Genomic DNA, 25825 nt, shown 5'->3' with positions numbered 1-25825 from the left:
GGGAGGTGGTGCAAGTGGTGCGTTGGTGCAGGTGGGGCAGGGCTTGCAGCTGGTGCGGGCAGCTTTGTTCAGCGGTGCCGGGGGCGCGTACGTGCGTACACGCCCCCGGCACCGGTTGCCGTGGACACCGCTCGGGTCCACGGCGGCCGGCCGAGGGCCGTCCCCCTCGGCCGGCCGGTATCGGGGGGTGCCGCGGAGCGTCAGGCTCCGGCGGCGATCTGTGCGAGGCGGCGGGCCTCGTCGCGGGTGGCGCGGGCGATGGCGTCCTCGTCCGCGGTGATGAGGTGGTTGTCCTCGACGACCGGCTTGCCGTTGACGAGGGAGAGGGTGACGGGGGCCGCCGCACCGAAGACGAGTGCGATCACCGGGTCGGCGATGGAGGCGTGGGCGAGGGTGTCGAGCTTCCAGAGCACCAGGTCGGCGAGCTTGCCGGGCTCCAGGGAGCCGATCTGGTCGGAGCGGCCGAGCACCTGGGCGCCACCGTACGTTCCCAGGCGCAGGGCCTGACGCGCGTTCAGGGCCTTCTCGCGGTGGGCGCCGAGGCGGTTGATGAGCAGGGCGTTGCGCAGTTCGGTGTGGAGTTCGCCGGACTCGTTGGAGGCGGTGCCGTCGACGCCGAGGCCGACCGGGACGCCGGCCGCGAGCATGTCGGGGACCCGGGCGATGCCCGCGGCGAGCCGGGCGTTGGACGAGGGGCAGTGCGCGACACCGGTTCCGGTGCGGGCGAACGCGGCGATGTCGGAGTCGTTCATGTGGACGCAGTGCGCCATCCACACGTCGTCGCCGAGCCAGCCGGTGGACTCGAAGTAGTCGGTCGGTCCCATCCCGAACAGCTCGTGGCAGAACTTCTCCTCCTCCACGGTCTCCGAGCCGTGGGTGTGCATGCGCACTCCCTTGCGACGGGCCAACTCGGCGCCCTGTCGCAGCAGTTCGGTGGAGATGGAGAACGGGGAGCAGGGGGCGGCCGCGACCTGGGTCATCGCGTCGAACGACACGTCGTGGTGTGCGTCGATGGTCGCCTCGGTGCCGGCGAGCGCACCGTCGAGGGTCTCCACGGCGAAGTCCGGCGGCAGTCCGCCGTCCTTGACGCTGCGGTCCATGGACCCGCGGGCGAGGGTGAACCGTACGCCCATGTCACGGGCGGCCCCGATGATGGCGCCGGACAGATCGCCGGCCCTCTGCGGGTACACGTAGTGGTGGTCCATGGCGGTGGTGACGCCGCCGCGGGCCATCATGGCGAGCGAGCCCTGGGCGGCGGCGCGGACCATCGGCTCGTCGATGCGCGCCCACGTCGGGTAGAGGGCGACCAGCCAGTCGAACAGGTTGTGGTCGGTGGCGAGGCCCCGGGTGATCCACTGGTAGAAGTGGTGGTGCGTGTTGATCAGGCCGGGGGTGACCAGGTGCCCGGTGCCGTCGATGCGGCGTACGACGTTCTCCAGGCCCTGGGGGGCCCGGCCGGCGCCGATGGACTCGATCTTGTTGCCTGCGACGACGACGTGGCCCGAGGCGTACTCGGTGTCGTGGGCGTCGACCGTGGCGATGGCCACGTTCTCGATGACGATGCGGGATACGGGGTCTGCCGAAGGTGCCATGGCGCTTCCTTCCGGAGTGAGTGGCGATGCGGGCACGGCAGGACCCTAGGAGGATTTGAGTGCCGGGGCGGGCGCGCCGCCACGGGTGCCGAGATGGTGGAAGAAAAGGTTCAGCGACACGGCGACCAGGGCGCCCGCGCTGATGCCGGAGCCGAGCACGGTCTGCGCCCAGGCCGGGAAGTCGGCGTAGAAGGCGGGCGCGGCGAGCGGGATGATGCCCGCGCCGAGCGAGACGCCGACCAGGATGATGTTGGAGCTGTCGTCGAGGCCGGCCTCCGAGAGCGTACGAATGCCGCTGACCGCGATGGAGCCGAAGAGGACGATGCCCGCGCCGCCGAGGACCGGCATCGGCACCGTGGAGACCACCGCGCCGAGCACCGGGAAGACGCCGAGGACCAGGAGTGCGCCGCCCGCGGCGGCGACGACGTAGCGGCTGCGGACCTTGGTCAGCGAGACGACGCCGACGTTCTGGGCGAAGGCGGAGGTGGGGAAGCCGCCGAAGACGGGACCGATGAGGGTGGCGATGCCGTCGGTGCGCAGGCCCCGGGTGATGGTCCTGCCGTCGGTCTCGCGCTCGCAGATCTCGCTGATGGCGAGCATCGGCGCGATACCGGCCGAGGAGGCGGCGTTGACGAAGGGCAGCCGGTTGCCGACGAAGCCCTTGACCCCGAGGGTCTGCAGGAGGGTGGCCACACCGGCGATGAGCAGACTCGCGGCGATGAGCCGGGTCTGGCCCGCGGTGTCGAGGCGGACGGCCTGGCCGATGATGAGCGGGGGCGTGACCACACCCGCGTACATGGCGGCGATGTGCTGGAGCGCCGCGGGGGCGAGCCGCGAGGGGTGGAGCTTCTGGTCGACCGGGTGGACCTCGGGTCCTTCCGGTGGCGTGGAACACGGGCCTTCTGCCGGCCCTTTTGCAGGCGTTGCCATGGCTGGTTGTTCCCTCCGGTGTGGCGCGTCCCCGCCGACTGCGGGCGGCGGGGACGCGCGCCCCGCGTCAGAGGTTGGTCATGTCGACCGGGATGTGCGGCTCGCAGCCGTCGCGCAGGATGGTGGCCTCGATCAGGCCGTAAGGGCGGTCGGCGGCGTAGTACACGGCGCCGTCCTTGGCTTCGTTCTCCAGGCCGAAGGCGGAGAGGTCCTGCCGGAAGTGGTGCTTGTTGGGGGCGGAGAAGCGGATCTCGTCGATCTCGCTGCGGTTGTTGATGACCCGCGAACCCATCTGGTACAGCGTCTGCTGGAGCGAGAGCGAGTACGTCTCCACGAACGCGTGCAGGATGTGCTTCCTGGACTGTTCGTAGGACTTCTCCCACTGCGGCATGCGCTGCTCGTCACAGGTCCAGTTGTGCCGCCACCACGTCGACAGGGACGTGGCGAGGATGCGGTCGTAGTCCTCCTGGAGCGTCGTGTACTTGTCCTTGACGAAGCCCCAGAACTCGGAGTTCGTGGAGTTCATCACGGTCAGGTCCTTGAGCCCGGACAGGACTTCGAACTTCGCCCCCCCGTCACCTCCGGCGGAGTACGTGATCTGCGCGAGGCGGGTCTCCTGGCCCTTGCGGACGAAGGAGTGCTTGACCTCGTCGGCACCGATGAACTTGGAGTTGCCGTCGGAGCCGGCGATGCGTTCCCAGGCGTACTCCTCGATGCGGATGCGCGCGCGGTGGATCGCCGGCTGGCTGTCCACGAAGTGCCGGGCGAGGTGGATGCCGTACTGCTCGGCCGACTCGATGCCGTATTCCCTGGCGAACGCGAAGCAGGTGTTCTTCGTGGTGTCCGTCGGCAGGCAGTGGGCGTTCGAGCCGTTGTAGTGGACGTCGTCCAGGTCGCCGGAGAGGGCGACGGAGACGTTCAGGTCCTTGATGTGGTGGGTGTCGCCGTCCCTCGTGATCTTGACGACGCGGTTCTCTGCTTTGCCGTACTGGTTCTGGCCGAGAATCGTGGGCATGTCTGCTAGCTCCCTCGGTATACGGAGTAGCCGAACGGGTTGAGCAGCAGCGGTACGTGAAAGTGCTCGCCCGGTACGACGGCGAAGGTGATCGCCACTTCCGGGAAGAACGCACCGCTGTCCCTTACGCGGGGGGCGTCCTGCTGCGCCTCGGCTTGCTTCTTGGCTGCGAAGTACGCCTCGGTCTCGAAGTCGAGACGTACATGGGTGGTGCCCTCCGGCAGTGCCGGCAGGTCCTTGCATCGCCCGTCCGCGTCGGTCGCGGATCCGCCGAGCGTCGACCACGGCGCGTCGCCGCCACTACGGGCGGCGAGTGTGATGGCGACGGCCGCGGCGGGGCGGCCGATGCTGGTGTCCAGGATGTGGGTGGACACCGATGCGGTGGTGTCGGTGCTCAAGACCGTCACTCTCCTTCGGTTACGAGACGGGTCAGCCGGATGCGGTTGATCTTGCCCAGCTCGGTGCGCACGATCCCGCGCTCCTGCTCGGGCGAGTTCCCGATCCGGGACTTCACCGCGTCGCGCATCTGCTCACCGGTGGCTCCGGTGGCGCAGATCAGGAAGACATGTCCGAACCGCTCCTGGTAGGCCAGGTTCAGTTCGAGCATCTCGGCCTTGAGTTCCTCGGTGGCGCCTGCCATCCCCCGCTGTTCGCGGGAGGAGGTCGGGTCTCCGGGCTTCGGGCGGCCGATCGGCGGGTGACCGGCCATCGCGTCGGCCAGATCCTCCGTGGTCAGTGCGGCCGTGGCGGCGTCACTGACACGAAGGAGGGCTTCCGCGGTGGCGTACGGGCGTCGGGAGAGGATCTCTCTTCCCCATGCCGCGGCGGCACACACCGCGTGCAACGCGGTGGTGGCCTCGTCGTCCGCCAGGGTGTTGAACCGGGCGAGGCCCGGTGTGGAGCTCGAAGTCACGGGAGCCTCCGTGGCTGTTTTCGCTGTGCGTTTTTCGCTGTGCGTCGGTCGGGCTGCGGATAGCTAACGCCCTCCACAACACCACGTCAACACTTTGTTGAAATTACGCGAATGTAAAAAGCCGTCGCCCGTTGCTCCGGACGACGGCCCTCCACGATCTTGCACGGCCTTCGCTCACCTACCGCGTCAACTACTCGCCTTTGGCGGCATTTTCCCTGTTCAGGTAGTTATGACATTCGCGATCGAACGGGCTCGACTTACAGATATGCGCAGGTAGAGGGCTACATATTGCCGCCTTATCGCGTGATCCACAGAGGCACGATGACATCAAAATCCACATAACATCCACAACGCCGCTTGGCGGCTGAGTAGCTCGAAGGGATGAGGGGGTGCCGGACCCGTTCCGGTTGCACAGTTTCGAACCTAAGATCATGCCCACCGGGGAGGGAGGGAGCATAGCTCCGCACAATCCCTGATGCACCCCCACGCGCAGACCGGTGGGGTAGATGGTCGACAGGGTTTCGGCCCCGTCGGTGGAGCCTCAACTCCACTGGGAACGCCCCCGCCGTGAGAATCGGCGGGGGCGTTCTGCTGTCGAGAGTAGACCGCCCCGACCCCCGCGGGGGGCCGAGGCGGGACGCCTTGACTAAGTCATGGCGTCAGGCGACCAAGGCGCGGATGCACTACGCGCCCCGACCGCCCCGCCGCGCCAAATGCGCGACGCTGCGCGGCGCAAAGGTTCCGCGCCGATGAATGCCAGCGAGACCGGCTGGCAAGATCATAGAAAGCATGCCTGCATAGGCTGACTCATGGTCGTTCGCAGTTGAGCGTTTGTCGAGTGCCTCGCGAACCTGAACCCGACTGGATCCTTGAGCAGCGACGGACCATCGGCGATCGAGTCCGTGCGCATCGCATCCACGCCAACCTCACGCAGGAGAGACTGCGCGACCTGTCGGGCGTAGAGCGGCTAACCATCCAGCGGATTGAGTCCGGCGCCACCGACGCACGCATCGGATGGCTGCTCCGCATCGCTAGAGCGATGGACATACACATCCGTGACCTCATCGACGGGTAACGCCCCGGAAGCCAGCTGGCTGGTCGCCGGGGCAGCGGATCGTCCACCGCGGCTGGGACAGCCACCGACCGCAGGGCTATCGGAGATCACATCCGCACCGTCCGCAATCACAGGAACCTCACCCAAGAGGGATTCGCCAAGGCCGTCGGCCTGGACCGCAAAACCATCAACCGGATCGAGCAGAGACCAGCCCAGACCTCGTCCGGGAGTAATACCCGCCCGGACCCCGGCCGCCGCCGGCCTCGGGTACGGGCGGGAACCCCGTCTGCGACTGCTGCGCGAGCTGCAGCCGCGGGCGGGAGATCAGGAGCGGCGGCTGCTCGCCGCTGGTTCGGCGGGCCATGACATACCGGGCCGGTCCCACGACGGGCGGGTGTACGGGGTGTAGTGGTCGCCCTTGTGTCCCGGCTCCCGCGTACACCGGGCATGCGTCTGCCGGTCTACGTCCCAGCAGTAGCAGGGGATGGAGTCCGTCGACCCGTCTCTCACCAGCGGGCCTCCCGTGCCGGACCGCGGGTCTCCCGCCAGACACGGCCGAGGTGTACCACCGTGGGGCAGGCCGACCCAGCCCTGCAGGCCGCACAGGTCAAGGTGTGGCCGAGGAGCGTCTTGTACGCGGCGTCTGGCGCCGATGCCTGGTTCGGAGCGGAGGTCGTCATCGCACCGCCCCTCGGCAAGGACTGGCCGCGTCTTCGAGTGCCGCCTGTAGGGCCGCAGCCTCCGTCGTCCACACCTCAGCAGCGGGGCAGACGCGCCAGTGCGGTCCGGGGCCCTGGGTGCGCCTGACCGGGGGAATGACTAGATGGGCGTCTTCGTCGAGAACCCGGGTGCCAGCCACGTCCCACTCGGCGGCGGTACCCGGCGGGATGAACCAGTACAGCGCGGCCGACAAGGGGTCCTCGAGGACGGCTCCGGACCGGCCGCCGAGGATGGCGAGGGCATCGAGGCCGACGCTGCGGGGCACACGGATCGCGGCCCACGCCTGGCCGGCCCTTTCGAGGCGGCAAGCTCTGATGGTGCGGATGCTGCTGGGTGGGCTCATCGCTGCGGCTCCTCGGGGCACCGTGCTGGGCAGTTCACCAAGACTGGCCCTCACGAGGACGCGTATCGAGGACTTCCAGAGGACTTTTCGCGACGCAGAAGAGGACTTTCATGCCGTCGTACGGGTGACGACTGGCTTCTGAAAGGACCTGCCGTGACACTGACTTGAGAGCCCGTCACGGAGGTACCGCATGCCACAGCCTGAAAGCAACGTCCGTCTCCGGTCGGCCCGCCATGCCGCGGGCTACCGCTCCCAGCAGGAGTTTGCCACCGCCCTCGGGGTGGGTGTCCGACAGGTCCGGCGCTGGGAATCCGAGAACCCGCCGTGGCCTCACCCCGACCTTCAGCAGGCTCTCACTGAACTACTCGGGCAGGACATGGAATCGCTGGGATTCACTCCTCCGGCTGGCCGCGACCGGCCCGACCCCGTGCGGCGCTCACTGGTCGGTGCGTCCGTGGCAGCTGTCGGGCTGGCCGCTGTGCCGACGCAGGCCGCAGCCGCCATGCAACCCGCGTCTGTCGCCGCAGACTTCGAGGCAGTGACCCGGTCACACCGGCGCTTGTACTGGTCGGTTGCCCCCGCGACCCTGCACCCTGCGACCGTGGCCCACGCCACTCTCGGGTGTGCGCTGCTAACCGAGACGGCTGGGCAGACCCGCCGCACCGTCGCCGCGGCACTGGCCGAGTCGTACCTCCTGGCCGGACGAATCGAGTTCTTCGACCTCCGCGACGGCGACCAGGCGGCGAAGACGCTCCTGCTCGCGCTCCAGGCGGCCGGCCAAGCCGACGATCCGCTGATCGGCAGCGCGATCCTCGCGCACACCGCGTTCATTCCCGCGTGGGCGGGTGAGCGAGACGCGGCAGTAGAGCGCATGGTGGCCGCCCGGACCTACGCCCGCCGCGGCCCCGCCTCCGCCGCCCAACTGGCATGGCTCGACGCCGTCGAGGCCGAGTGCGAGACGCGATGCGGAAACGTCCGCACAGCCTTGCACCTGATCGGGCACGCCGAGGACGTCCTGGCAGCAGGCGCCGAGCACGAGAGCCCGGCTTGGCTCGACTGGTTCAGCGCCGTCAGGCTGGCCGCATTTAAGGGGAACACGCAGCTGAAGGCGGGGCACCTGCCGCAGGCGCGCACCACTCTCCTCGGTGTGCTTGAGGACCTGCCCCGTACCGAGGACAAGCAGCGCAGTGTCATCTATGGAGATCTCGCCGCGGTCGAGGCGGCGGCCGGAAATCCGGAATCGGCGTGCGAATACGCGTGCCGGGCGCTCGATCAGCTCGAGGTCACTTGGTACGCAATGGGAATGGACCGGGTGCGTGAGGTGCGCCGGTCGCTGGCCCCGCACCAGCACGAGCAGTGTGTGCGGGACCTCGACGAGCGGCTGTACGGGTGGGCTACGACGGTCAGTGCGCTCGCTCGTTGAATTTGGCGATGGCCTCAGGCAGTTCTGCCAGGGACTCGATGCGGAACGTGGGCAGGTCCCTGGCCTCGGCCGTGTTCCACTGAATCGTGCCCCACGGCCCACGGCGGATCAGCGCGGTCTGCATGCCGGCTGCGACAGCCGGGCGCAGGTCGTTGTCGACGCGGTCGCCGACGTACAGGATCTCGCCGGGCTCATGCGGGACGACCTCAGCGACCCGGACGAAGAACGCGGGGTCGGGCTTGCTGGCGCCCCAGTCGTCTGAGGTGCCGATCAGGTCGACGGAGGCCGTGAAGAGGCTGCGCAGGATGTGGCCAGCCCGGATGGTCTGGTTGCCTGCGATGCCGAGCCACAGCCCGTCTGCCCGGAGCTGAGCAAGGGCCGGGCGGACGTCCGGGTACAGGTCGGTCTCGTCGAAGTGCTCGGCTTGCCCGGCCTGCGCGCGCTTCTCCCGCTCGGCGTACAGGTCGAACCCGGGCTGGAACTCCTGGAACGTGTCACGGTAGTCCCGCCCCTGGGCGATCACGGCGCCGAACATGGAGGCGAAGGTGTGCCGTGGCACGCCGAGCCAGTCGGCCCAGGTGCCATACTCGCGGGTCTCGTCTACCAGGCACTCACCGACATCGAACACCACTGCGCGAATCATGGCGGCATCCTATGCGTGCCGGGTGGCTTCATCAGGTGACGGGAATCAGCCGCTAGTATCCGGCCACGTGGCAATCGAACTGAACGACGAGCTGATCGAGCTGGAACGCGCGGCATGGACTGAGCAGCAGGAGAATCGACTGACGGTGGAGACCGCAGCCCGGGTACAGGCGGCGATCACCGCGCACGCCGAGGCGACCGGGCAGTCGCGGTACGAGGTCGAGCGGGAGCTGAAGAGGGTCGTCCGGCACCCAGCCGAGGACGACGACGGCTGACCCCAGACGCACGAAGCCCCCTGCTCTGGCCGAAGCCATGCAGGGGGCGTGGCGGTTCAGCGCAGGAGGAACTGGGCGAGAACTCCGGCCCCGGCACCGAGAACAGCAGCGCCGCCAGCCGCCCGCCACACCGTGGACTCCAGGGCGCGGAGTCGGTTCTCGTGGTCAGACACGTCGCCGCGGATGTCCTTCGTCTCGTCGAGTATGCCGTCGATCTTCGCCTCGATCCTGCTGACGGCCTCGGACAAGCCCCGGACCTCCTCGTACATCTGCGCCGGGCTGATGTACACGCCCGGATCTTGGGGAGTCACTGCCGCTCCCTCACAGTCTCAGTGAGCCCCGGGCCGCCGGTACCGGACGCGCTGATCGCGGTCAGTACCGCCAGGAGTGCAGCACTTCCGGCGAGCGCGAGTCCCTGCCCCCAGTCGACATCGAGCACGCCGGTAGTTTCGAGTCCAAGCGTTGCGATCAGCGTCTGGGCCGCAGTCCGTACGGTGCGCTCCCCGGTAGCAACCCAAAACGCCGCAGTGAACATCGACGCCATCACGCCTCCCCGGTGTTGATGTTGACGTCGATGACGGCCCGCTCGATCGCGGCCTCGACCGCGGAGACGACGGTCTGCGTGTCGGCACCCGTGCCGACCTGACCGGCGAGCACGGTGATCGCGGCAGTCTGGGCGGCCATCCGCTTGTCCATGGACCGGATGCGGGCCTGCATGTCCTTCAGGATCGACTGCGGCTGCCACGTCGGATTCGTCGAATGGTCCGCCGCGTCCGTCGGGCCGCCGATCGCGTCCGTCTTCCACACAGCGTCGAAGATGTCGCGCTTGGTGATGCCTGCCATGGGGTCCTCTTCGTGGTCTGAGCCGGGGTTCCAGCTCGCGGGGTGTTTGAGCCGCTCGGCCACATCGGCGCGGAGCTTGGCCATGGTGAAACCACGGGGGTCGACCTTGTCACTGGACCACTCCAGGTGGCCGATCACGGACTTCGCCGACCAGTCGTGCGCCCGGCACAGCGCGGCCTGCACGCGGACGATCGCGTCGTACTGCGCTTTGGGCCAGGGGTCCTTGCCGTCGCCGAGGTTCTCGCACTCCCACCCGTAGAACCGCGCGTTGCCGTCGACCCCATTGCTGTTGCCGCGGGTCGGCGGAGTCGGCCGGGTGCCGTACGACTCGGCTATGACCTGCTCCAACACCTTGGAGTCGCCGCCGCCGGCATGGTTCGTACGACCCCAGCCGACCATGTGCACCCGGCCGTCCTTCGCGATCATCCCGTGGCACAGCGGGCCGGGCAGCGCCGCGTGTCCGTCCCGGACCATGGCGACGGTGGAGGCGGTGCCGCGGGTGACGGTGTGGTGCACGATGCTGCCGTTGAGCGGACCCCACGGGCCCTTCGAATTGCGGTTGTGGGTACGCCAGTTCCCGACCTCCACCACGCGGACACCCTCAGCGCGCAGGACGGAAGCGACCCGGTCGGGGGTGAGTGGATCAGACATCGTCGACCTCCTGGTCCTCGGCCTCACCGATGAGGCGCAGGGTGAACGCCTGGTGCTTGTCGCCCTCGTACAGCACGTGATCGAGAGCTGCTCGGGCCGCGTCCCGGGTCATGAGAGTGGCGCCGAAGCAAGCTTCGAGGTGGTCGGTCAGCTCCACCGTGAACCGGTACGTGACGCTGAGCTCCTGGGTGGGCCGGGCCATCAGGCACGCTCCGGCCAGTGCCACGACCCGCCGAGCGATGTCTCGGCGTCGGCGTGCACGGAACCGCCCGCGGCGAGCGGGTGGAAGAAGATCCCGGTCGGGTTGAGGACAGCGAGCCCGATGCGGTCCGGGTCGTCCGTATCGACCTCGGTGACGACGGCGGCACGGCACGCCGGAGCAAAAGCCTGGGAGCCGTCACCACGGACAGGGGTGCCGTGGCTGACGTAGTGGACGATCCGGCCGGCTGAAGGGGTGGCGGTCATGGTTACTCCCCCGTCTTCTGCGCGCTGCCCACGGTCGGGTGAGGCGGGTTGTACCCGGACATGCGAGCGGCGGTCTCCGGCGGCACCCCGGCCGCGATCAGGGCCTCGTAGTCGACGCGGAACCGCTCCTGCTCGGCCGCGCGCTGCTCCGCCTCCAGTGCGGCGTTGGCTGCCTCGACGGCCGCGACGCCCTCGGTGTACTCGGCTTCCGTGATCTCGACGGCGCCGTCGGGGGGCGCGACTTCGCCCTCATAGTTCACGGTCCGCACGGAGTACGAGCCGCCCTCGTGCCGGTAGTAGAAAGTCCTGTCTGCCATCTCGCGTCTCCTCAGACGACCCATACGAATGCGTTGATGCCCCACTGGATCCGGGTGTACGTCGCCCCGCCGGACCCGCGTAGCCCGGTGATCTGCATCGGCTCGACGAGCGTCCCCCCGGCCGGGATGACGCGGTGCCACGTCTTCGACACCTGGTTGTGCACGGAAGTCCCGGCAGTGCTCCCACGGTTCACGACGTACTGCATGTCATCCGGTCCGATACCGCACCCCGCGCCGGAGTTCGCCGGCAGGTTGAAGTCCATGTCGAGGTCGACGTTCACGAGGACGTGAGCCTCCCGGCAGCCGTCCGGGTTCAGGATCGTCAACGTCGGCCGGATGATCGGCACATCGCTCCCCGCCGGAACCTCGGTCGCGGGGAAGGTCTGGCTGGCGTTGTCCGTGTAGAACGCGAACTTGGGCGGCGGGTCGGCGCGGAGCTGGCCGGCACTGTCGCAGTAGACCTGCCCGCCTTCAGTGTCCAGGTCGCACGCGGCCGTCCACTGGGCGACCGCAGCCGCGAGCGGCGCACCGGTCGATCCGTCGCCGGTCAGCCCGCACGCGGTGGCCACGGTGCCGCCCGTCCCGCCGGTCACGACCAGGCCGTCCGGCCCGCAGGCCAGCAGATTGGCCGGGTTGGGGTCGAGGCGCGGCGCCGCGCTGAGCGGGGCTCCGGCCGTACCGTTCCCGGACAAGGTGATGCAATCGCCGTCCGCAACAACCAGCGGGGCGGGCTTCGCGGTGATCACGAGCGGATTCGCCGGGTTGCCCGCACCGTCGACGGTGATCCCGTCACCGCCCACGATCACGCAGGCGCACCGGTCGTTGCCGCATCCACATCGAGCCACAGGCCCACTCCATCCCTGATGAGGTGGCCCGGCCCAAAACCAGCGGCACGCCCAGCGTACCCAGCAACTACCCGTACAGCTCCACGACCACGGCCCCAACCGCCCCGTCCGCACCGTCGTACGACTTACCGTCCGCACTGAACGCGCCGCCGGCGCCGCCGCCGTAGCCCCGCCCCGCGCTGCCCGGACCCGACGTTGTGCGCCCGTAACCGCCGTGCCCCATACGGGAGTCCCCGCCCCGGCCAGACATCCCGCGCATCGCCATGCGGAGAGCCCCCTCCCCCGCACCCCCACCGTCCGTCATCTGCCCCGACCCGCCGGAAGGCGCGGCAACCCCGTTAGAAACGGTGTTGCTCGTCCCGGAGTCCATCCCGTCCGTACCGGGATTCCCACCGGCCGCAGTAACCACCCCACCGAACGAGCTGGCCCCGCCCGCACTACCCGGGTTGTTGCCGGTCCCGCCCGTGCCGCCTGCCCCGACCACGATCGTCTCGATGTCGCCCAGTGCCCCGACCTCGATCACGGACTCGCCGTAACCGCCGCCGGACGCCCCGTTCCGCGCGACCAGTTGCTTGGCCGCTGCTGCGGCACCGGCCGAACCGCCGCCGCCCGCCTGCACCCGGACGCGGATCCGCGCCAGCCACGGATAGTCCGCCTTACGGAACTGGAACGTGCCCGGCGTCTTGTGCACGATGGTCTTCCTGAGTCCCATCGTGCCCGGGTTAAGGCAGAGTTCTCCGGTTTCGTCAACATTGAAGTACTCACCGCAGGCGCAGATATTCGCGACCGGACTCACCCCATCCATTTGAAGCGAGCCCGGCCCAAAACCAGCGACTACGGAAAGCGTACCTGCGGCACTCAGCCGCCAAGCCATCCCCAATTCCTGCCCGTCACCACGTTACTGATGGTTGAAGGGTGCACTCCAAATTCAGCTGACAGCGCCTGTTGCGTCGCCTCGCCAGCGCGGTACCTTCGTCGAATCTCGCGAACATTCGCCTCGGTCAACACGGACCGCGCACTATTCTCGCCACGGCTGCTGCGCCCAGCCTCGACCATGTCGAGCATGTTCCGTTCATGGTCACCGAGGTACAGGTGCCGGATGTTGATACACCCGTCGTCGCCGCGGTGGCAGGTGTGCAGGACGTGTCGGCTGCCGGGCGCGGCATGCGTAATCGTCCACACTGCGCGGGCCGCCGTCATTGGCTTTCCCTGGTAGGTCACCGACAGGCGGCCGCTGGCCGAGCTGGGAAGCAAGATGCAGTCATCGGTCCTGGCGTTCGCGGCTTGGTGGAGGTGCTCTTGTACCTCGCCGTTCGGCCGCTGCTCGGCGAGCACGGCGAGGGGGTCACCGTGCCGTTCGTAGCGGGTGTGATGCTTCTTGCACCAGGCGTCAGTTTTCAGTCGGTGCGTCGCGGGACTGGGGCACCGTGTTCCGTCCTCAATAACGGTGCACTGCCGTGTTGCGGGCCTCTCGATCCGGTAGCGGGCGGCGTTCCTGCACTCCCGAGAACAGAGTCGGGCGTCTTTGCGCCGGTTGGCCATGTCGGTGCCGCAGATGTCGCAGGAGCGTTTCTGTGGCGGGGCAGCGGGGTTAGCCGCTCGCCGCTGCCGGGCGTAGCAGGCCCCGCACAATCCCGCCGCCTTCACGACTCGTTCGCAGCCGTCGTTCGAGCACTCTGCGGGAACGACCCGGGCTGCGGGCTTGAGCACGGGGTCGCCGTGCTTGCGCCAACGCTTCCAATGGATGTCGCACCATCCGCGCGCCTTCTGAGGGTTGTCGCACCCCTCGATCGAGCACGAGCCCTCGGCGCGGGGACGGTATGTTGTGGCGGTGTCGCCGTGGCGCTGCCAGCGGGCGTAGTGCATGTGGCACCAGCCTCGTACGGCGGAGGGCTTGTCGCAGCTTTCTACGCTGCACCTATCCTGAGTCACGTCGGACCTCTCACTAAGGTTCGTCCACGCCCCCGGACGGTTGCGCCCGTCGCGGGGGTTCTGCCTCAATTCTACTGATTCAGGCGGAAGTTGGGTGCTCAGTTGCGGTGAGGTGGACCGATACCCCGGGCGCCGGTACTGCGGGGAGCAGGCCCAGGCCGAGCACGGGCCGGGTCCTCCACACCCGTACCGTCACCGCCGCCCCGGTAACTTCCTCGGCAGTGACAGTCAGCGGCCCGTCATCCCACCCCAGGGCGACGGCGACCGCACCGACGACCGGAGGCGCGGGCAGCGCGGGCGACAGCGTCCAAGTAGCGCGGCCATCCTCGTCGGTCACGACCACTGCGGCGGCCGGGGCCGGCCCCGGCGGGCCCTCCGGGCCGGGTTCGCCCGGTGGCCCCGGCGGACCCTGCACCGGGGCCGATTTCGGCTGGTGCTCGATTGACCTTGTGCGCCGGTCGAGGTCGCGGAGCACACCCCCGAGCGGGTTGTCGGGTGACCGCCTGGCGGCCGATCCGCGCAGCGCCATCAGCCACCCACCCCGGCCGGCGTGAGCTGGAGCGAGATGGTCTCCGAGTCGGAGTCTTCCTTGACCTTGACCGTGGCAATCTTCAGGGCCTGGGAGATCGTCCGGCAGGTCTGCGTCGTCGTCACATCCACGCACCACCCCGGCACCAGGGCGGGCACGTCCAGGCCCGCATCCGGGGACAGCGTCGCCTCCTGGGAGTCGAGGAACACCGGGGCCGGGCACGACGCGGCGAGCCGGCTCCGGGCCGCGGCCTCCGCCGAGGCGTCGTCCAGGATCGAGGTCTCCTCCACGACCCGCTCGATCAGCCCGTAGTACGGATGGACGCCACCCGCAACGCCCTTCACCCCGTCCTTGCCGTGGACCACCCACCGGGTCGCGAGTGCCAGCCCGTCCTCGACGACCACCAGCTCGTCGGCGAAGTCCGCATCGCTCAGCGACGCGAGGCGCGCGGAGTGGTCCTCGGGCAGGATCAGAATCCGCGACCCCAACGCGGTGAAGTCGATGCCAGTGGCGGCCAGGTCGCGAAGGTGGTCCCCGGTCTGGCCGACGTCGGCCTGGTAGGAGCGGCGGCCACGGATACGGGACGGAGCCACGATCGTCACCGCGTGCCCAGGGTCGTGCGGTGCGAAGCCGTCGTCGACCAGCCACTGTGCGACCTCGGCCAGCTCGTGGTCCACGAACTCCTGGGTGGTGTGCGGGGACCGGCGATCCAGCCAGCCGAGGATGTCGACGGCGCTGATCACCGCGCCGTCGACGGTCCACTCCACGCTGCTGCTGATCGGGCCCTCCCACACCGGCACGGTGCCCCTGTAGATCGCCAGCTTGTGCCGCCAGGTCCGGACACGGGACAGCGCAGCGCAGCACTCCGCATCCGGCGCGACGACGACCTGCGCTTCCGAGATGTCATCCAGGACTCGGGACCACTCCACGGACAGCAGGATGTCGGTCCCCGCGACTATCGAGCCGTCGCGGTCGGTGATCTGCGCTGTGTGTGACGCGCAACCAGCCATGGGCTCCTCCTCAGTACTCTCGGCCGGACAGCGACACCGTCACCGATGCGTCCGGGGCCGGCGGGAAAATGGCATCGGCCGCGATTTCCAGGCAGTACCGATCGCAGGTCAACAAGGGGAAGGCGAGGGGGCCGCCGTCGCGCCCGTACGCGTCCGTCGTGGACTCGCACCGGCCGAAGCATTCAACGCTCGCCCGGCCGACCTGCCCATCCAGCGTCATCGTCCCGCCGGCCGCCACGAACCCGATCTCGTAGGTGCTGTGGGGGTTGCAGCGCTCCAGCTCCACGAGCTCACCGCAGCTCAGCCCCTCGTGTTCCAGGGTGCGTTCGTACAAGGTCACGGTGACGCGCCGCAGGTCGCTACTCCCGGCGCTGACCTCGATCACCGGCACCGCTCCGAACCAGCGCGGCCAGGAGCTGAGATCGATCTCGTACGTCTCCGTGTTGACCGCCAAGGCGTGTCTGAAGCACGTGGTGGGCGGCGGGAGTTGCGGCGGCGTGGGAGTGCGGCACGTCGAGTCGGCGCACAGGGATTCGGGGTCCGGGCACGCGGCGAGACGGCACGTCGCATCGCACGGGTCCGGGACCGGCTCGACCTCCGGCCACTCCACCTCACACCCCGGGGCGTCCGTGAGCTGCACCGTCACCGTCCTCGGACCGCACTGGGTGTCGCCGGTCTCGATACAGACGGGCGGGGGCGGCCCTTCCGGGCCGCGGTGGATGCACCAGGTGACGCACTCCCCGTCGTCCCCGGGGACCGGGGCGATGATGACTGGGACCGGGTCCGCCCACAGCCACGGCGTCCCGGCGGTCAGAACCAGTTCAACCGTGAGGAGGTCGGCCCCGGTCTGGCACGCCCCGGAGCCGGTGCAGCCGTCGCCGGCACGGCCGATGACTCGCGGCCCGTCGGTGAGGGCGACGCGGCGCAGCGTCCGGCGGTGGCGTGCCGTGAAATCGTCGGGGTCTTCGTCCGACGTCGGGCAGCAGTTGTACACGGTCAAGCAGTCCCCGCCGCACCCGTCCGTGCACCCGGCCAAGGCCTGCGACAGCCACCGCAGCCCGTAATCGACCCCGCAGCACGTAGCCCCGAGAAGGACCCCGGTCACGGTGATGGTCCGCGGCTGGACGCGCGGCTTACCGATCGCGGCACCCCCGGTGACGGACCCGGTGACCGACCTCGTGACCGGGTGATCGTCCATCCCGTCCACGGACAGTACGAGCAGGCCGGCGAAATCAGCGGACTCGGGAACGTCCGGATCCCACCACGGGGCCTCGTCCTCCCACGGCGTCGTGTACGGCTCATCACCAACATGCTCGGCGTCAAAGCTGGGGCACCCGCAGGATCCGGCGCTGTCGAGCGGTGACCCGACCGATGCGAGGTACGCCTGCAGGCGCGCCGAGTTGAAGAGCTCGATGCCGCCCAAGGCCATGTAGTCGGTGTACACCTCACATCACCCCTGCGGCGAGCGTCATCCGGTTGAGTACGCGCCGGGCTGTCATGTGGGCATCCCCCGCCTCGTGGATCGTCCAATGATTCGTGATGGTCGCGCCGGGGCGAGCGGTACTCCCTTGCGTCTGCTGGGCGCTGGTCGCGGCGAGGAAGTCCGCGAGGCCGGACTGCTCCGCGAGTTGCCGGGCACGCGCTGGCCGGGTGAGCGGGATGACAACCTCGGGCCCCGCCTCACCGATCAGTGCGGGAGTGGGCCCGGTGACGATTCCACCGTTGGCAAAGTGCAGCAAGGAGCGGACGCTTGACGGCAGGCCGCCCTTGATCTTGCCCATGATCTGGCCGCCGATGTCGCCGATCGACGCGACGATCTTTGCGCCGAGGCCGGAGAACATCCCGACGATGCTGGAGATCAGCGAACTCGCGGCGCTGCGCGCGGAGCCGAGCGCGGACCGGAAGACACCAGCGAGCCGCGAGCCGAGCGACCCCAAGGCCCCGGAAATCCGCCCCGGCAACGAGGTGAAGAGCGCGACGACGGCGGACCCGCCCGTCCGGGCGGCGCCCAGCGCCGCCGTACCGGCCGATCTGAAGAGCGCCGACAGCCGCCCCGGCAGCGAGGAGAGGGCTGTCCAGATCCGAGCGGGAAGCCCCCCGAACATCCCCGTGAGCAGGGCGAGTCCGGAGCTCGCGGCTGCACTGGCGGAACTCAGCGCCGAGGAGAACAGGCCGGCCAGCAGACCACCGAGGGAAGACATGGCCGCCCAAATCCGTGAAGGCAACGACGCAAACCACGCCACGGCTCCGGCCGCCCACGTCTGGAGGGTGACGGTGACGGACGTCAGACCTGCCGTGATCGATGTCTGGAGCGCGACACCGAGCTGAGACAGGGATGCCCCGATCTGAGCCGGTAGCTGGGCGAAGAAGCTGACTGCGCCGGATACGAATCCGGAGACGATCCCGAGGACCTGGCCGGGCAGTTGAGCAAACCAGCTGATGATGGCGTTGATCAGGTCCGGGATGATGCTGTGCCCGACCAGGACGTCATACAGCCACTGGAACGCACCAATGACGCGGCCGACGAACGTCAGGACGTCACCGATCACGTCCAGCACCGCGCCGCCCAGGCTCCGCAGCGCGGCGACGAGCAGCTCCATCTTCTGTGGCAGGCCGTCCAGGACGTGCATTTTGAAGAACGCGAGCGCGAGCTGGGCGACCGGCTTCATGGTCTTCAGCAGCTCGCGGGCCAGCGGACCGACGCTGATCAGCAGCCGAGCAAAGGCCTGACCTGCGATGGCGGCCCCCTTCGCGACGTGCCGCATGACGTCCCCGCCCAGCTCCTTCAGCGGGGCGAGCGCCGGGGCAATCTCCTGCTTCAGCCTGCCCAGGGCGGGCAGCAGCTGCGCGAGGACGTCTTGCCCGAGCCGCTTCAGGTCCTGGGCGAGGCGGGTCGCGGCCGGGGCGACCGCATCGAAGAACGGCTTCAGAGTGCGGAGCGCGGCGGTCAGCTTGTCGAAGAAGCCGGTGATGATGCCGCTCTTGCTGAGCTTCTGCATCGCGGCCACCAGCGCGCCGCCGACCAAGGTCACGAAGGGGCCGAGCACGGACCACGCCGCCTTGACCGCGCCCGAGAGGATACGGAAGCCGCCCTCGGCGAGGTCGATGATCGGATTCAGGGCTGCGGTCAGCACCTCGACCAGGAACTTCACCACCGGCGTCAGCGCCTTCACGGTGAAGGCCAGTTCTTTGCCGACCAGGGCGACGAGGCGGCCAACTACGGGCAGAAGGGGTGAAACGGCAGCCAGGAGGCCGCCGAGCGCTTCAGCTACCGGCTTCAGCTGGGGAGCGATGAGGCGGATCGCCTCCAGCAGCCCGTCAGCGACAGGGGCGAGCCCCTCGGCGACGGCGCGCAGGTCCAGCCCTTCCAGCAGCGTCGCGACGGCTTTGCCGAGGGAGCTGATCACCGGCAGGAGGGCCGGGACGAGGCCCCCTACCTGCGTGACCAGCGCAGTGAAAATGGGGCCGATCTGCGCCCCGACGCCGGCGAGCCCGGACAGCAGCCCCTGGAGCGCGGAGCTGCCCGACGCCGTCTTCAGGAAGCTTGCGGCCTGCCCGGTCAAGTCGCGGAGCGTGTTGAGGAGTCCGCCGCCAGTCTGGGCCGCCGCGCCGAGGACCGAGTGAAGGATGCTGCCGACGTTTCGGAGGGTGCCCCCGAGGGTCTTGAGGACCCCGACGGCGTCGCTGACCCAGGTGAGTGCCTGCCCGCTGGTCGCCGCGTTACTGAGGAAGGCGCCGACCTTCTTGCCGATGCCCTCGATCGTGGAGCCGAGCTTGGCCCCGAAGGCGGCCGAGATCTCGCCGGCCAGCCTGGCGAATCCCTGCGCGACGGGGCTGATCGCTGCGGCCAGGCCCTTCGTTGCGGCGGTCGTGCCGGTCAGCGTCTGCTTGACCGCCGCGACGCCGTCAGCCGACCGCAGGAACTTCGCGACCTGCCCGGCCGCCGTCCCGAACTGTCCAGAGATCGAAGACAGGGCCCCCTTGAGGGGCCCGCCCAGCACCTTGGCCAGGCCGGTGACCTGCCCCACCAGAGGCTTGAAGAACGCATCTTGGACCGAGTTCTTCAACCCGTCGAACGCCGGCCGCAGCGCCCGCAACTCGCGGGCAACCTTCTGAGCGACGGGGGAAAGCTCCTCAAGCGCCTTCTCGAACTTCTTGGAGTCCCCGGTCAGTGCCGCACCGAACGCGTCGCCGACCCCGTTGAGGGCCAACTTCAGCGCCGTGGTGGCGATGACCACGCCGCCGATCGCTGCCGGAGCAGCAGCGGCGATCCCGCCGATGGACGCGAGAGACGCGGCCAGCGACAGCACACCGGAACTCGCCGCAGCGGCGGCCGTCCCGATCGCGCCGAACTTCAGCGCCTTAGCCACGATCGAGCCAACGGTTCCCGCGACCGCGGCAACCTTCGCGAGCGCCTTCTTGAAGGAGTCGACGTCAGGGTTCGCCCGGACGTTCACGTCCGGGGCGGTATGGCGGCGCACCAGCGTGTTGAAGCGCCGCATGTCCGGGATGACAGGAACCCGGACCCCTTCGAAGTCCCTTAGCCCCGCACGCAGTAGCCGTTCGAAGCGGCGCAGGTCCGGGATGATCGGGATTCGAATGCCCTCAAGCTCCCGGAGCCCGCCTACCAGCCCCCGATCAAATCTGCGGAGATCCGGAATGATCGGGATGCTGATGCCGTCCAGGTGCTGGAGCTCGCGTACCAGCGTCCGGTCGAACCGGCGGAGGTCCGGGGTGATCGGGATTCGGACCCCGTCCAGGCGGGACCGGATCTCGGCCTGTAGTGCGCGGTTGAAGCCGCGGAGGTCCGGCTCGACACGAACCGTGACCGCCGCCGCGTTCAGGCCTCGCTGGATATTGCGGCGGATCTCGGCACCCAGGCCACGGGTCGCCCGGTTCAGGGCTCGCTGGATCCGGATGCCGAGGTCGCGGGCTTCTCCGACGGCGTCCGTGTCGTCCAGGACGATCCGGATGCGCCCTGTGCCGTAGTCCTCGTCGTCGGCCATGGCGGAACCTCGCGTCTGCGTAGATTCGCCTGGCCCAAAACCAACAGCGGTGCGCGCCCAGCATATCCGCGCGCACCGCACCGCCCAGGGCTCTGCAGGCCGCCCGGCCCCTACTTGCCGCCGGTGAGCCTGGCGTCCTCCGCAGCCAGCTGAGCCATCAGCGCCTGCGCGGCCCCAAGACTCATCCCCTGTGCCTGCCGCGCCTGGCTGCCCTGCTCCCCCTTCGGCGGTCTGTACAGCTCGGCCCTGATCCGCTGCCGCTCTGCCTCGTCAGCAGCCCCCTGCTCCAACGCCGCCTCAGCGGCGGACAGCATGACCCTCAGCGGCCACGCGTGGATGTCGATGCCCTGGAGGGCGAGGTTCCCCTCCCACGCTTCCCAGGAGGCCGCGATGCTGGCGCAGAGCCGGCGGACGACGTAGGAGGGCGGCCTCCCCCGTACAGCTCGGCAACCCACTCCATCAGCTCCACCAAGATCCGGTCCGGGAACCGGAGACCTGCATCCTTGACCGTCGCGCCCTTCTTCTTCGCGGCGGCCTCCTGCGCCTCGTCAGGGTCCTGGTGCGAACTGATCGTCTTCCCGCCGGCGACGACATCCCAGCGGACGAACTCGCTCGCCGACTCCGGAAGCATCAGGCCCGCCAGGAACACGCGCGTCGCGGCAGTGGACTGCCGGGCCGCCGCAGCATCGATCTCGTCCGCATCGCCCGCCGCATCGGCCCTCAGCCGCCGGACCGTCTCCTGGAAGCGCTCGTAGTCGTCGAGGAACTCATCGCCCAGAACCTCCGGCTTGAACAGCAGGGTGTGCTCACCGACTACCGCCTCATGGGGCTCTGTGTTCAGCGCGAATTGCTTCTTAGCCACGGGTGGCCCTTCTCTTCCCGCGCGGAACGCCCGGCCCAAAACCAGCGGCGTGGATGAAGAGGGTATCGGCCCATTAGGGCCGGGTGCCGTGAACAGCCCCACCGGCGAGGAGCGTCGACTGATTCATGCGCCTTCGCGTAGTGCCCTGGCCAGGAAGTTGTTCGGCCTGGTGCCCGGATGCCTCGCGTACGCGGCGAACACCACCCTGCCGCCCACCTGGAAGCGCAGCGCCTGCGCCCTGCGGGGGCGGATGATGTGCGGCCGGGTGCCGTCCAGGACGTAGCGGGTCGCCGGGTGATCGCAGACGATGACGCCCTGGAGGCCGCGGGGTCCGTTGTCCACCTTCCAAGTGATGTAGTCGCCCATGCTGCCGGGCGCCTCGCGGGCAGCGATCCGGGCCGTCCGCGCGGTGCGTTCGGCCAGACGCCGCGCAACGACGCCGTTGCGCAGCCGCAGGACTCTCGCGATCTTGCCGGGATCGATCGTCACCTCAACGCTCATCAGGCCTCCTCATGCTGACTCCTCCGTCGGGCAGCCGCAGTTCGGAAGGGCCACGGTGACCCGCTGCTCCACACCCATGCACCCGCCCGCCATCTCCAGCACCCGCTGGTCACCGAGCACGAACACCGGGCCCCGGCGCCTGGTCCCGGTCGTCGGCAGGCAGCACAGCAGCGCGTTGTAGATCGTGGCCGCGTCCACGTGAACGGTCCGGGCCGCGACCGCCAACTCCTCGCAGGAGGGCGGGCACCCACGCTCGTCCATCATCGGGGCGCAGCGCAGCAGCGTGACCACCAGCTCCACCGCCGTCGCGGCCGGCGGCACGCAGTTCCGGCCGCCTACCACGACCCGGTCACCGGCCGGGAACGAGCCCGTGGCGAACGTCCGCGCCACGTGGACGGTGAGCTGCCCCCCGGCACCGTCTGCGCTGCACGGGTCGTTGCACCCGTCCCATGCCGGCGGGCCAGGCACGACACAGGCCCTGCACGGGCATCCGGGCTGGTCCTTGACCGTCGCGGCTGTGTCTTCCAGGGCCGCGCACACGCAGCCCAACACGGTCTCCGCGAGGTCATGGATGGCAAGAAGGTTCAGGGCCACGTCGTGATCCTCGGTCTACGGAAATCGGGTGAGTAGACCCGGGAAGGCGAGGTCAGACCGCCCGGGTTAACTGTGCGAATCCAAAGGTCTGTGAGCGGGAGGCCGGTGCGGCCCTCGGTGAAGATCAGCGTCGGGTCGGCCATCTCGATCTCCACGCCTCGGCGTACCACCCGAGTGACATTGCCGGGGAGGCGGCATTCCCCGCATCCACGGGTCCCCGGAGGCAGGCAGGCCAGGATGAGTTGGCAGGTCAGTTCCGACACGGCCGCGATCGCCGCGTCGTCGAGCGGGAGCCCCCACCGGTACGTCACCGTCAGGGTGTTGGGCGCCCCTTCCGGCGCGGCCATGTCCTGGCAGCTCATCCAGCACTGACCGCCCAGGCGCACGAGTTTGCCCGGGGCGTCGACCCGGTACTCGATGCCCGGGACGAGGATCTGGCCGCCCTCGTTGACCTCGACGACGTCGTACACCGGCCCCGGGAGGTACACCTCGCACAGCTCTCCGCAAGAGCAGTCCGACGAGGGACAGCCGCACACGGAGGCGTTGCGCCATTGCCCGTCCTCGCCGATGTACGGCACCCACGGGCCGGTTCCTGCCCCGGCCTGGAAGGAGATCGGGGAGGAGTCGGCGCAGGCGCGCCGGCATGGGCGGACGGTGACCGGGCAGGGGCCCCACCGCATCCCGGACAGGCGCCACAGGGTCTGGGACGCTACCCGCGTCCACCGGTCGATGACCGCCTGGTCCAGGTCCTCCGGCAGTTGGCAGCACAGATCTACGGGCCAGGGGTCGCACGGTCCTACCTGGAGCGGCATCAGCGCCTCACCCGGCCCTCGTACCGGCACGCCTGCGGGAAGGCACGGCGGATGTGCTGCCCGACCGCCCCGTGCGCGAAGGAGTCCGGCATCGTCGACAAGTACGGCAAGGTCTTGTCGAAGGTGCGCGGCGCCCGGGTCAGAACCTTCACGTCGGCCATGTACTCGCCGCCGATGCCCGCCAGCACGCCGTACGCGGACCGCTTGTGCAGCACGTCCAGGTGCCGGCCCGCGTCCAGGGCCTCGCGCATGCCCGCCTTGTCCACAGGGAGCGGGACATGGAGCTCGTACGACAACGGGTCCGGGTGCCCGAGGCCCACCAGGAGGTCTCGGGTCTCACGCAGGCCCCGCAGGTAGGCCCCGTTCCCGCGCGTGGCGTAGTACGCCTCGACGTCCGCCACTGGGCCCCGGTGGTACACCGGCAGCTCCCCCTGCTGCGGGGCCATGACGAAGAAGTCGTCATTGCACAGGATGAACGTCTCGCTGATGTCCGGGTGTTCGATCGCGGCCCGGACCGCCTGGGTGGTGTTCCGGTACTTCGTGCCGCCGGTCTGCCGGGTCGGGATGTGCTGCACGCCGGTCGCCCACGGCGGCCGGTACCCGATGATCCACACCTGCCGGTGCGGGAGGTTCGCGCACCAGGAGCGCAGCGCGTACCGCAGCTCCCGGTTGGCGGCCCCTTCCCGCACCGGCACGACGATGTCGTGCTCCATCAGGAGGCCTTGCAGAAGTCGCCCATCACCGGGATGTACGTCGAGGACGGCTCGGGCGGCTCGATGGACGTGATGAAGGTCCGGCGGTGGCAGGACGACCCGATCGGGGTGAGCATCGGGCCGGGGGTTCCGGCGGCGTCCTGGGCCTGGACGTCGTACGGGCCTGTGCCCCACTTCCCGCCTGCCCGGGTCGAGCCGGTGAGCTCCAAGTTCACGGCCTCGCCCGCGAGTTCCAGGTCGCCGATGATGCCGTTGGTGACCCACGGCAACGTGAAGAGCAGCCAGGCCCCCTCTGCGGCCTCGTCCTCGCAGACGTCCTCACCGAGCACGTCGGTCCATACCTCCATGGCGAAGCCGGACTTGCAGGGGATCGAGCAGGAGTCGAAGCCGATGGGCTTTCCGTCGTAGCCGAAGTAGACCGGGGAGCCGGTCATGAGCTCGATCAGCTCCGGACTTGCCTGGAAGAACGTGAACGTGAGGTCGTACCCATTCAGGGTCGGGCACCCCTTTTTGAAACCACACTGGCGCCCATTGGCCGCCTTGAACGTGATGTCCTCGCCGTCCTCCACGTTCGCGGCCAGCTGGACGCTCGCGAAACACTCGGTTACGTACGAGGAATCGTCACCGCAGACGGGTCGGCCGCAGCCGTCGACGCGGGTTACGCGGACCGTGGCCGCGTTCGAGATGAGGGGTGCTGGCACGGTTTGGCCTCCAACGAACAGTTGGTGGCCCGGCCCAAAACCAGCGGCATCACAACGAGTCTATCCGCCAGGGTCTCCCGTCACGCGGGCGTTGCCCGCCGCCGGCTCCTGGGCGCTGCAGGCGGGCGTACGGCCAGACCCGGCGGTCGGGTACGCCGGGGGCGAAGACTCCGGCACGCCGCCTCGAACGCCTTCAGGTTCTCTGCGTAGTCGAGGCCTTCGGCGTGGGCGCGGCACCGGGCCGACGCCGCGGCGTAGACCGCCGGGTCGGTGAGCCGGCGGAGCTCGGCCACCCAGCGGGCGGTGTCCTCGCGGGGGATGTACGTGGCCGCGTCTCCGAGCGCTTCACGCATGCCGGGCAGTGGGGCCGCGAGTACCGGGATGCCGGAAAGCATCGCCTCGACTCCGGCCCTGCCGTACGACTCCGTGGTGGACGGCACCAGCAGGACGCGGGTCCGGGCGTAGATGTCACGGGGATCGGTGCGGTCAACGAGGGTGACGTTCCGCGGCTGCGGGCCAGGCTCGTGACCGGCGGCACGCACCAGGAGGAACGAGGTGTCAGGCATGCGCTCGGCCACTGCGGCCAGGACGTCGGCGCCCTTCGCGGTGGTGGAGCCGCTCAGGGTGACCATGCTGCCGGGCGTGACCTGGTACCGGCCCGGGTCGATCGGGGGCGGAAGGACAAGGGTCCGCCCCCGGTAGGTGGGGTAGTCGTCGCGGCACGCCTGCGACGGGAACCAGGCCAGGGACGGGCGCCCGAGGTCACGGTCCTCAGCCATCCCGTGCACCATCAGCAGGTGCGGCACCCGCCCCGACTGCGCCACGATCCGGGGCGCTTTCCGGTCGCCGTGGTGCGAGATCAGCAGCTCCGGCCGTGAAGCCTGGACGGCGCGCCGCCAATACCGCAGCGGCCACACCCGCACCCCAGCCTCGACACGGACGTCACTGGGCTCCTTGATCGTCGTCACGACGTCCACCGCATGCCCGGCCGCCACCAGGCCGTGAACGTACTCACGGCTGGTGACGAATGCGCCCGTCGGAAGGGCCCGCCCGTAGACCGGCAGGATCACCAGGACGCGCATCCCCCGCGACCGCATCAGCTACCTCCGGGCTCGATGGCGTGGGTGTGGACGGTGC

General features: G+C 69.3%; 32 protein-coding genes. 4 read left to right on the top strand and 28 right to left on the bottom strand.

The window, feature by feature from the left end:
- Window positions 1–200: 200 nt before the first annotated feature.
- The 5 genes from OG978_RS32920 to uraD all read right to left on the bottom strand — a co-directional run bounded on the left by OG978_RS32920 (window position 201) and on the right by uraD (window position 4450).
- Complete coding sequence (locus OG978_RS32920; RefSeq protein WP_326768702.1) at window positions 201–1592, bottom strand: 8-oxoguanine deaminase; 1392 nt, start codon at window positions 1590–1592, stop codon at window positions 201–203.
- 45 nt (window positions 1593–1637) lie between these two features.
- On the bottom strand, window positions 1638–2522 hold the full coding sequence (locus OG978_RS32915; RefSeq protein WP_326768701.1) for a uracil-xanthine permease family protein: 885 nt from the start codon (window positions 2520–2522) through the stop codon (window positions 1638–1640).
- 67 nt (window positions 2523–2589) lie between these two features.
- On the bottom strand, window positions 2590–3537 hold the full coding sequence (gene pucL / locus OG978_RS32910) for a factor-independent urate hydroxylase (RefSeq protein WP_326768700.1): 948 nt from the start codon (window positions 3535–3537) through the stop codon (window positions 2590–2592).
- Between the two features lie 5 nt (window positions 3538–3542).
- Complete coding sequence (uraH, locus tag OG978_RS32905) at window positions 3543–3935, bottom strand: hydroxyisourate hydrolase (RefSeq protein ID WP_326768699.1); 393 nt, start codon at window positions 3933–3935, stop codon at window positions 3543–3545.
- A 5-nt stretch (window positions 3936–3940) separates the two neighbouring features.
- Entirely contained in the window at window positions 3941–4450 is a 510-nt protein-coding gene (gene uraD / locus OG978_RS32900) for a 2-oxo-4-hydroxy-4-carboxy-5-ureidoimidazoline decarboxylase (RefSeq protein ID WP_326768698.1), read from the bottom strand.
- An 838-nt stretch (window positions 4451–5288) separates the two neighbouring features.
- Here uraD and OG978_RS32895 point away from each other — a divergent pair.
- Both OG978_RS32895 and OG978_RS32890 read left to right on the top strand, forming a co-directional pair.
- On the top strand, window positions 5289–5525 hold the full coding sequence (locus OG978_RS32895) for a helix-turn-helix domain-containing protein (protein ID WP_326768697.1): 237 nt from the start codon (window positions 5289–5291) through the stop codon (window positions 5523–5525).
- 15 nt (window positions 5526–5540) lie between these two features.
- Complete coding sequence (locus OG978_RS32890; RefSeq protein ID WP_326770236.1) at window positions 5541–5870, top strand: helix-turn-helix transcriptional regulator; 330 nt, start codon at window positions 5541–5543, stop codon at window positions 5868–5870.
- A gap of 310 nt (window positions 5871–6180) precedes the next feature.
- On the opposite strand, the gene OG978_RS32885 is transcribed toward OG978_RS32890, so the two are convergent.
- Window positions 6181–6567 carry a hypothetical protein gene (locus OG978_RS32885; RefSeq protein WP_326768696.1) on the bottom strand — a complete coding sequence of 129 codons (387 nt, stop codon included), beginning with the start codon at window positions 6565–6567 and terminating at the stop codon, window positions 6181–6183.
- A 190-nt stretch (window positions 6568–6757) separates the two neighbouring features.
- On the opposite strand from OG978_RS32885, the gene OG978_RS32880 reads away from it, so the two are divergent.
- Window positions 6758–7990 (top strand): helix-turn-helix domain-containing protein, encoded by a 1233-nt coding sequence (locus OG978_RS32880; RefSeq protein ID WP_326768695.1) that lies wholly within the window; start codon window positions 6758–6760, stop codon window positions 7988–7990.
- Here the strand turns inward: OG978_RS32880 and OG978_RS32875 are convergent.
- Complete coding sequence (locus OG978_RS32875) at window positions 7971–8633, bottom strand: HAD family hydrolase (RefSeq protein ID WP_326768694.1); 663 nt, start codon at window positions 8631–8633, stop codon at window positions 7971–7973. The two genes, OG978_RS32880 and OG978_RS32875, sit on opposite strands and share 20 nt — an antisense overlap.
- A 67-nt stretch (window positions 8634–8700) precedes the next feature.
- On the opposite strand from OG978_RS32875, the gene OG978_RS32870 reads away from it, so the two are divergent.
- On the top strand, window positions 8701–8907 hold the full coding sequence (locus OG978_RS32870; protein WP_326768693.1) for a hypothetical protein: 207 nt from the start codon (window positions 8701–8703) through the stop codon (window positions 8905–8907).
- A 56-nt stretch (window positions 8908–8963) separates the two neighbouring features.
- Here the strand turns inward: OG978_RS32870 and OG978_RS32865 are convergent, their stop codons facing one another.
- The 21 genes from OG978_RS32865 to OG978_RS32765 form a co-directional block, all read right to left on the bottom strand.
- Window positions 8964–9197: a hypothetical protein gene (locus OG978_RS32865; RefSeq protein WP_326768692.1), complete on the bottom strand. Its 234-nt coding sequence runs from the start codon at window positions 9195–9197 to the stop codon at window positions 8964–8966.
- 17 nt (window positions 9198–9214) lie between these two features.
- A complete protein-coding gene (locus tag OG978_RS32860; protein ID WP_326768691.1) occupies window positions 9215–9451 on the bottom strand; it encodes a holin in 237 nt (78 codons plus the stop codon).
- On the bottom strand, window positions 9451–10401 hold the full coding sequence (locus OG978_RS32855; protein ID WP_326768690.1) for an N-acetylmuramoyl-L-alanine amidase: 951 nt from the start codon (window positions 10399–10401) through the stop codon (window positions 9451–9453). The genes OG978_RS32860 and OG978_RS32855 overlap by 1 nt, the downstream gene beginning before the upstream one ends.
- Window positions 10394–10603: a hypothetical protein gene (locus OG978_RS32850; protein WP_326768689.1), complete on the bottom strand. Its 210-nt coding sequence runs from the start codon at window positions 10601–10603 to the stop codon at window positions 10394–10396. Before OG978_RS32850 ends, OG978_RS32855 begins: the two co-directional genes overlap by 8 nt.
- Window positions 10603–10866: a hypothetical protein gene (locus OG978_RS32845; RefSeq protein ID WP_326768688.1), complete on the bottom strand. Its 264-nt coding sequence runs from the start codon at window positions 10864–10866 to the stop codon at window positions 10603–10605. Before OG978_RS32845 ends, OG978_RS32850 begins: the two co-directional genes overlap by 1 nt.
- Window positions 10867–10868: 2 nt before the next feature.
- On the bottom strand, window positions 10869–11183 hold the full coding sequence (locus OG978_RS32840; RefSeq protein ID WP_326768687.1) for a hypothetical protein: 315 nt from the start codon (window positions 11181–11183) through the stop codon (window positions 10869–10871).
- Between the two features lie 11 nt (window positions 11184–11194).
- Window positions 11195–11989 carry a hypothetical protein gene (locus OG978_RS32835; RefSeq protein WP_326768686.1) on the bottom strand — a complete coding sequence of 265 codons (795 nt, stop codon included), beginning with the start codon at window positions 11987–11989 and terminating at the stop codon, window positions 11195–11197.
- A 106-nt stretch (window positions 11990–12095) separates the two neighbouring features.
- Window positions 12096–12740, bottom strand: coding sequence for a glycine-rich domain-containing protein (locus OG978_RS32830; protein WP_326768685.1), 645 nt, complete (start codon window positions 12738–12740; stop codon window positions 12096–12098).
- A gap of 146 nt (window positions 12741–12886) precedes the next feature.
- The gene (locus tag OG978_RS32825; protein ID WP_326768684.1) at window positions 12887–13894 is read right to left on the bottom strand and encodes a hypothetical protein; all 1008 of its coding nucleotides are present in this window, start codon (window positions 13892–13894) and stop codon (window positions 12887–12889) included.
- Between the two features lie 145 nt (window positions 13895–14039).
- Complete coding sequence (locus OG978_RS32820; protein ID WP_326768683.1) at window positions 14040–14297, bottom strand: hypothetical protein; 258 nt, start codon at window positions 14295–14297, stop codon at window positions 14040–14042.
- Between the two features lie 191 nt (window positions 14298–14488).
- Complete coding sequence (locus OG978_RS32815) at window positions 14489–15499, bottom strand: hypothetical protein (protein WP_326768682.1); 1011 nt, start codon at window positions 15497–15499, stop codon at window positions 14489–14491.
- A 10-nt stretch (window positions 15500–15509) separates the two neighbouring features.
- Complete coding sequence (locus OG978_RS32810) at window positions 15510–16943, bottom strand: hypothetical protein (protein ID WP_326768681.1); 1434 nt, start codon at window positions 16941–16943, stop codon at window positions 15510–15512.
- A gap of 1 nt (window position 16944) precedes the next feature.
- On the bottom strand, window positions 16945–20505 hold the full coding sequence (locus OG978_RS32805) for a hypothetical protein (protein ID WP_326768680.1): 3561 nt from the start codon (window positions 20503–20505) through the stop codon (window positions 16945–16947).
- Between the two features lie 110 nt (window positions 20506–20615).
- Window positions 20616–20819 carry a hypothetical protein gene (locus OG978_RS32800; RefSeq protein ID WP_326768679.1) on the bottom strand — a complete coding sequence of 68 codons (204 nt, stop codon included), beginning with the start codon at window positions 20817–20819 and terminating at the stop codon, window positions 20616–20618.
- 5 nt (window positions 20820–20824) lie between these two features.
- Window positions 20825–21469 carry a hypothetical protein gene (locus tag OG978_RS32795; protein ID WP_326768678.1) on the bottom strand — a complete coding sequence of 215 codons (645 nt, stop codon included), beginning with the start codon at window positions 21467–21469 and terminating at the stop codon, window positions 20825–20827.
- A 21-nt stretch (window positions 21470–21490) separates the two neighbouring features.
- Window positions 21491–21868, bottom strand: a complete 378-nt coding sequence (locus OG978_RS32790) for a hypothetical protein (protein ID WP_326768677.1) — start codon at window positions 21866–21868, stop codon at window positions 21491–21493.
- Between the two features lie 9 nt (window positions 21869–21877).
- Window positions 21878–22462 carry a hypothetical protein gene (locus OG978_RS32785; RefSeq protein WP_326768676.1) on the bottom strand — a complete coding sequence of 195 codons (585 nt, stop codon included), beginning with the start codon at window positions 22460–22462 and terminating at the stop codon, window positions 21878–21880.
- Entirely contained in the window at window positions 22453–23274 is an 822-nt protein-coding gene (locus tag OG978_RS32780; protein ID WP_326768675.1) for a hypothetical protein, read from the bottom strand. Before OG978_RS32780 ends, OG978_RS32785 begins: the two co-directional genes overlap by 10 nt.
- Window positions 23274–23987 (bottom strand): hypothetical protein, encoded by a 714-nt coding sequence (locus OG978_RS32775; RefSeq protein WP_326768674.1) that lies wholly within the window; start codon window positions 23985–23987, stop codon window positions 23274–23276. Before OG978_RS32775 ends, OG978_RS32780 begins: the two co-directional genes overlap by 1 nt.
- Entirely contained in the window at window positions 23987–24688 is a 702-nt protein-coding gene (locus OG978_RS32770; RefSeq protein ID WP_326768673.1) for a hypothetical protein, read from the bottom strand. Before OG978_RS32770 ends, OG978_RS32775 begins: the two co-directional genes overlap by 1 nt.
- 80 nt (window positions 24689–24768) lie before the next feature.
- Complete coding sequence (locus OG978_RS32765) at window positions 24769–25785, bottom strand: glycosyltransferase family 4 protein (RefSeq protein ID WP_326768672.1); 1017 nt, start codon at window positions 25783–25785, stop codon at window positions 24769–24771.
- Window positions 25786–25825: the final 40 nt, after the last annotated feature.

It is taken from the genome of Streptomyces sp. NBC_01591 (assembly GCF_035918155.1).
In the GTDB taxonomy this organism is placed as follows: Bacteria; Actinomycetota; Actinomycetes; order Streptomycetales; family Streptomycetaceae; genus Streptomyces.
This window is presented reverse-complemented; position numbering and strand designations above follow the sequence as displayed.

Excerpts from the sequence above, each read along its gene's own strand:
- OG978_RS32920 (WP_326768702.1), bottom strand. The coding sequence starts at position 1,592 with ATGGCACCTTCGGCAGACCCCGTATCCCGCATCGTCATCGAGAACGTG.
- OG978_RS32915 (WP_326768701.1), bottom strand. The coding sequence starts at position 2,522 with ATGGCAACGCCTGCAAAAGGGCCGGCAGAAGGCCCGTGTTCCACGCCA.
- pucL (WP_326768700.1), bottom strand. The coding sequence starts at position 3,537 with ATGCCCACGATTCTCGGCCAGAACCAGTACGGCAAAGCAGAGAACCGC.
- OG978_RS32885 (WP_326768696.1), bottom strand. The coding sequence starts at position 6,567 with ATGAGCCCACCCAGCAGCATCCGCACCATCAGAGCTTGCCGCCTCGAA.
- OG978_RS32880 (WP_326768695.1), top strand. The coding sequence starts at position 6,758 with ATGCCACAGCCTGAAAGCAACGTCCGTCTCCGGTCGGCCCGCCATGCC.
- OG978_RS32875 (WP_326768694.1), bottom strand. The coding sequence starts at position 8,633 with ATGATTCGCGCAGTGGTGTTCGATGTCGGTGAGTGCCTGGTAGACGAG.
- OG978_RS32860 (WP_326768691.1), bottom strand. The coding sequence starts at position 9,451 with ATGGCGTCGATGTTCACTGCGGCGTTTTGGGTTGCTACCGGGGAGCGC.
- OG978_RS32855 (WP_326768690.1), bottom strand. The coding sequence starts at position 10,401 with ATGTCTGATCCACTCACCCCCGACCGGGTCGCTTCCGTCCTGCGCGCT.
- OG978_RS32850 (WP_326768689.1), bottom strand. The coding sequence starts at position 10,603 with ATGGCCCGGCCCACCCAGGAGCTCAGCGTCACGTACCGGTTCACGGTG.
- OG978_RS32845 (WP_326768688.1), bottom strand. The coding sequence starts at position 10,866 with ATGACCGCCACCCCTTCAGCCGGCCGGATCGTCCACTACGTCAGCCAC.
- OG978_RS32840 (WP_326768687.1), bottom strand. The coding sequence starts at position 11,183 with ATGGCAGACAGGACTTTCTACTACCGGCACGAGGGCGGCTCGTACTCC.
- OG978_RS32830 (WP_326768685.1), bottom strand. The coding sequence starts at position 12,740 with ATGGGACTCAGGAAGACCATCGTGCACAAGACGCCGGGCACGTTCCAG.
- OG978_RS32825 (WP_326768684.1), bottom strand. The coding sequence starts at position 13,894 with ATGCACTACGCCCGCTGGCAGCGCCACGGCGACACCGCCACAACATAC.
- OG978_RS32815 (WP_326768682.1), bottom strand. The coding sequence starts at position 15,499 with ATGGCTGGTTGCGCGTCACACACAGCGCAGATCACCGACCGCGACGGC.
- OG978_RS32805 (WP_326768680.1), bottom strand. The coding sequence starts at position 20,505 with ATGGCCGACGACGAGGACTACGGCACAGGGCGCATCCGGATCGTCCTG.
- OG978_RS32800 (WP_326768679.1), bottom strand. The coding sequence starts at position 20,819 with ATGCTGTCCGCCGCTGAGGCGGCGTTGGAGCAGGGGGCTGCTGACGAG.
- OG978_RS32790 (WP_326768677.1), bottom strand. The coding sequence starts at position 21,868 with ATGAGCGTTGAGGTGACGATCGATCCCGGCAAGATCGCGAGAGTCCTG.
- OG978_RS32780 (WP_326768675.1), bottom strand. The coding sequence starts at position 23,274 with ATGCCGCTCCAGGTAGGACCGTGCGACCCCTGGCCCGTAGATCTGTGC.
- OG978_RS32775 (WP_326768674.1), bottom strand. The coding sequence starts at position 23,987 with ATGGAGCACGACATCGTCGTGCCGGTGCGGGAAGGGGCCGCCAACCGG.
- OG978_RS32765 (WP_326768672.1), bottom strand. The coding sequence starts at position 25,785 with ATGCGGTCGCGGGGGATGCGCGTCCTGGTGATCCTGCCGGTCTACGGG.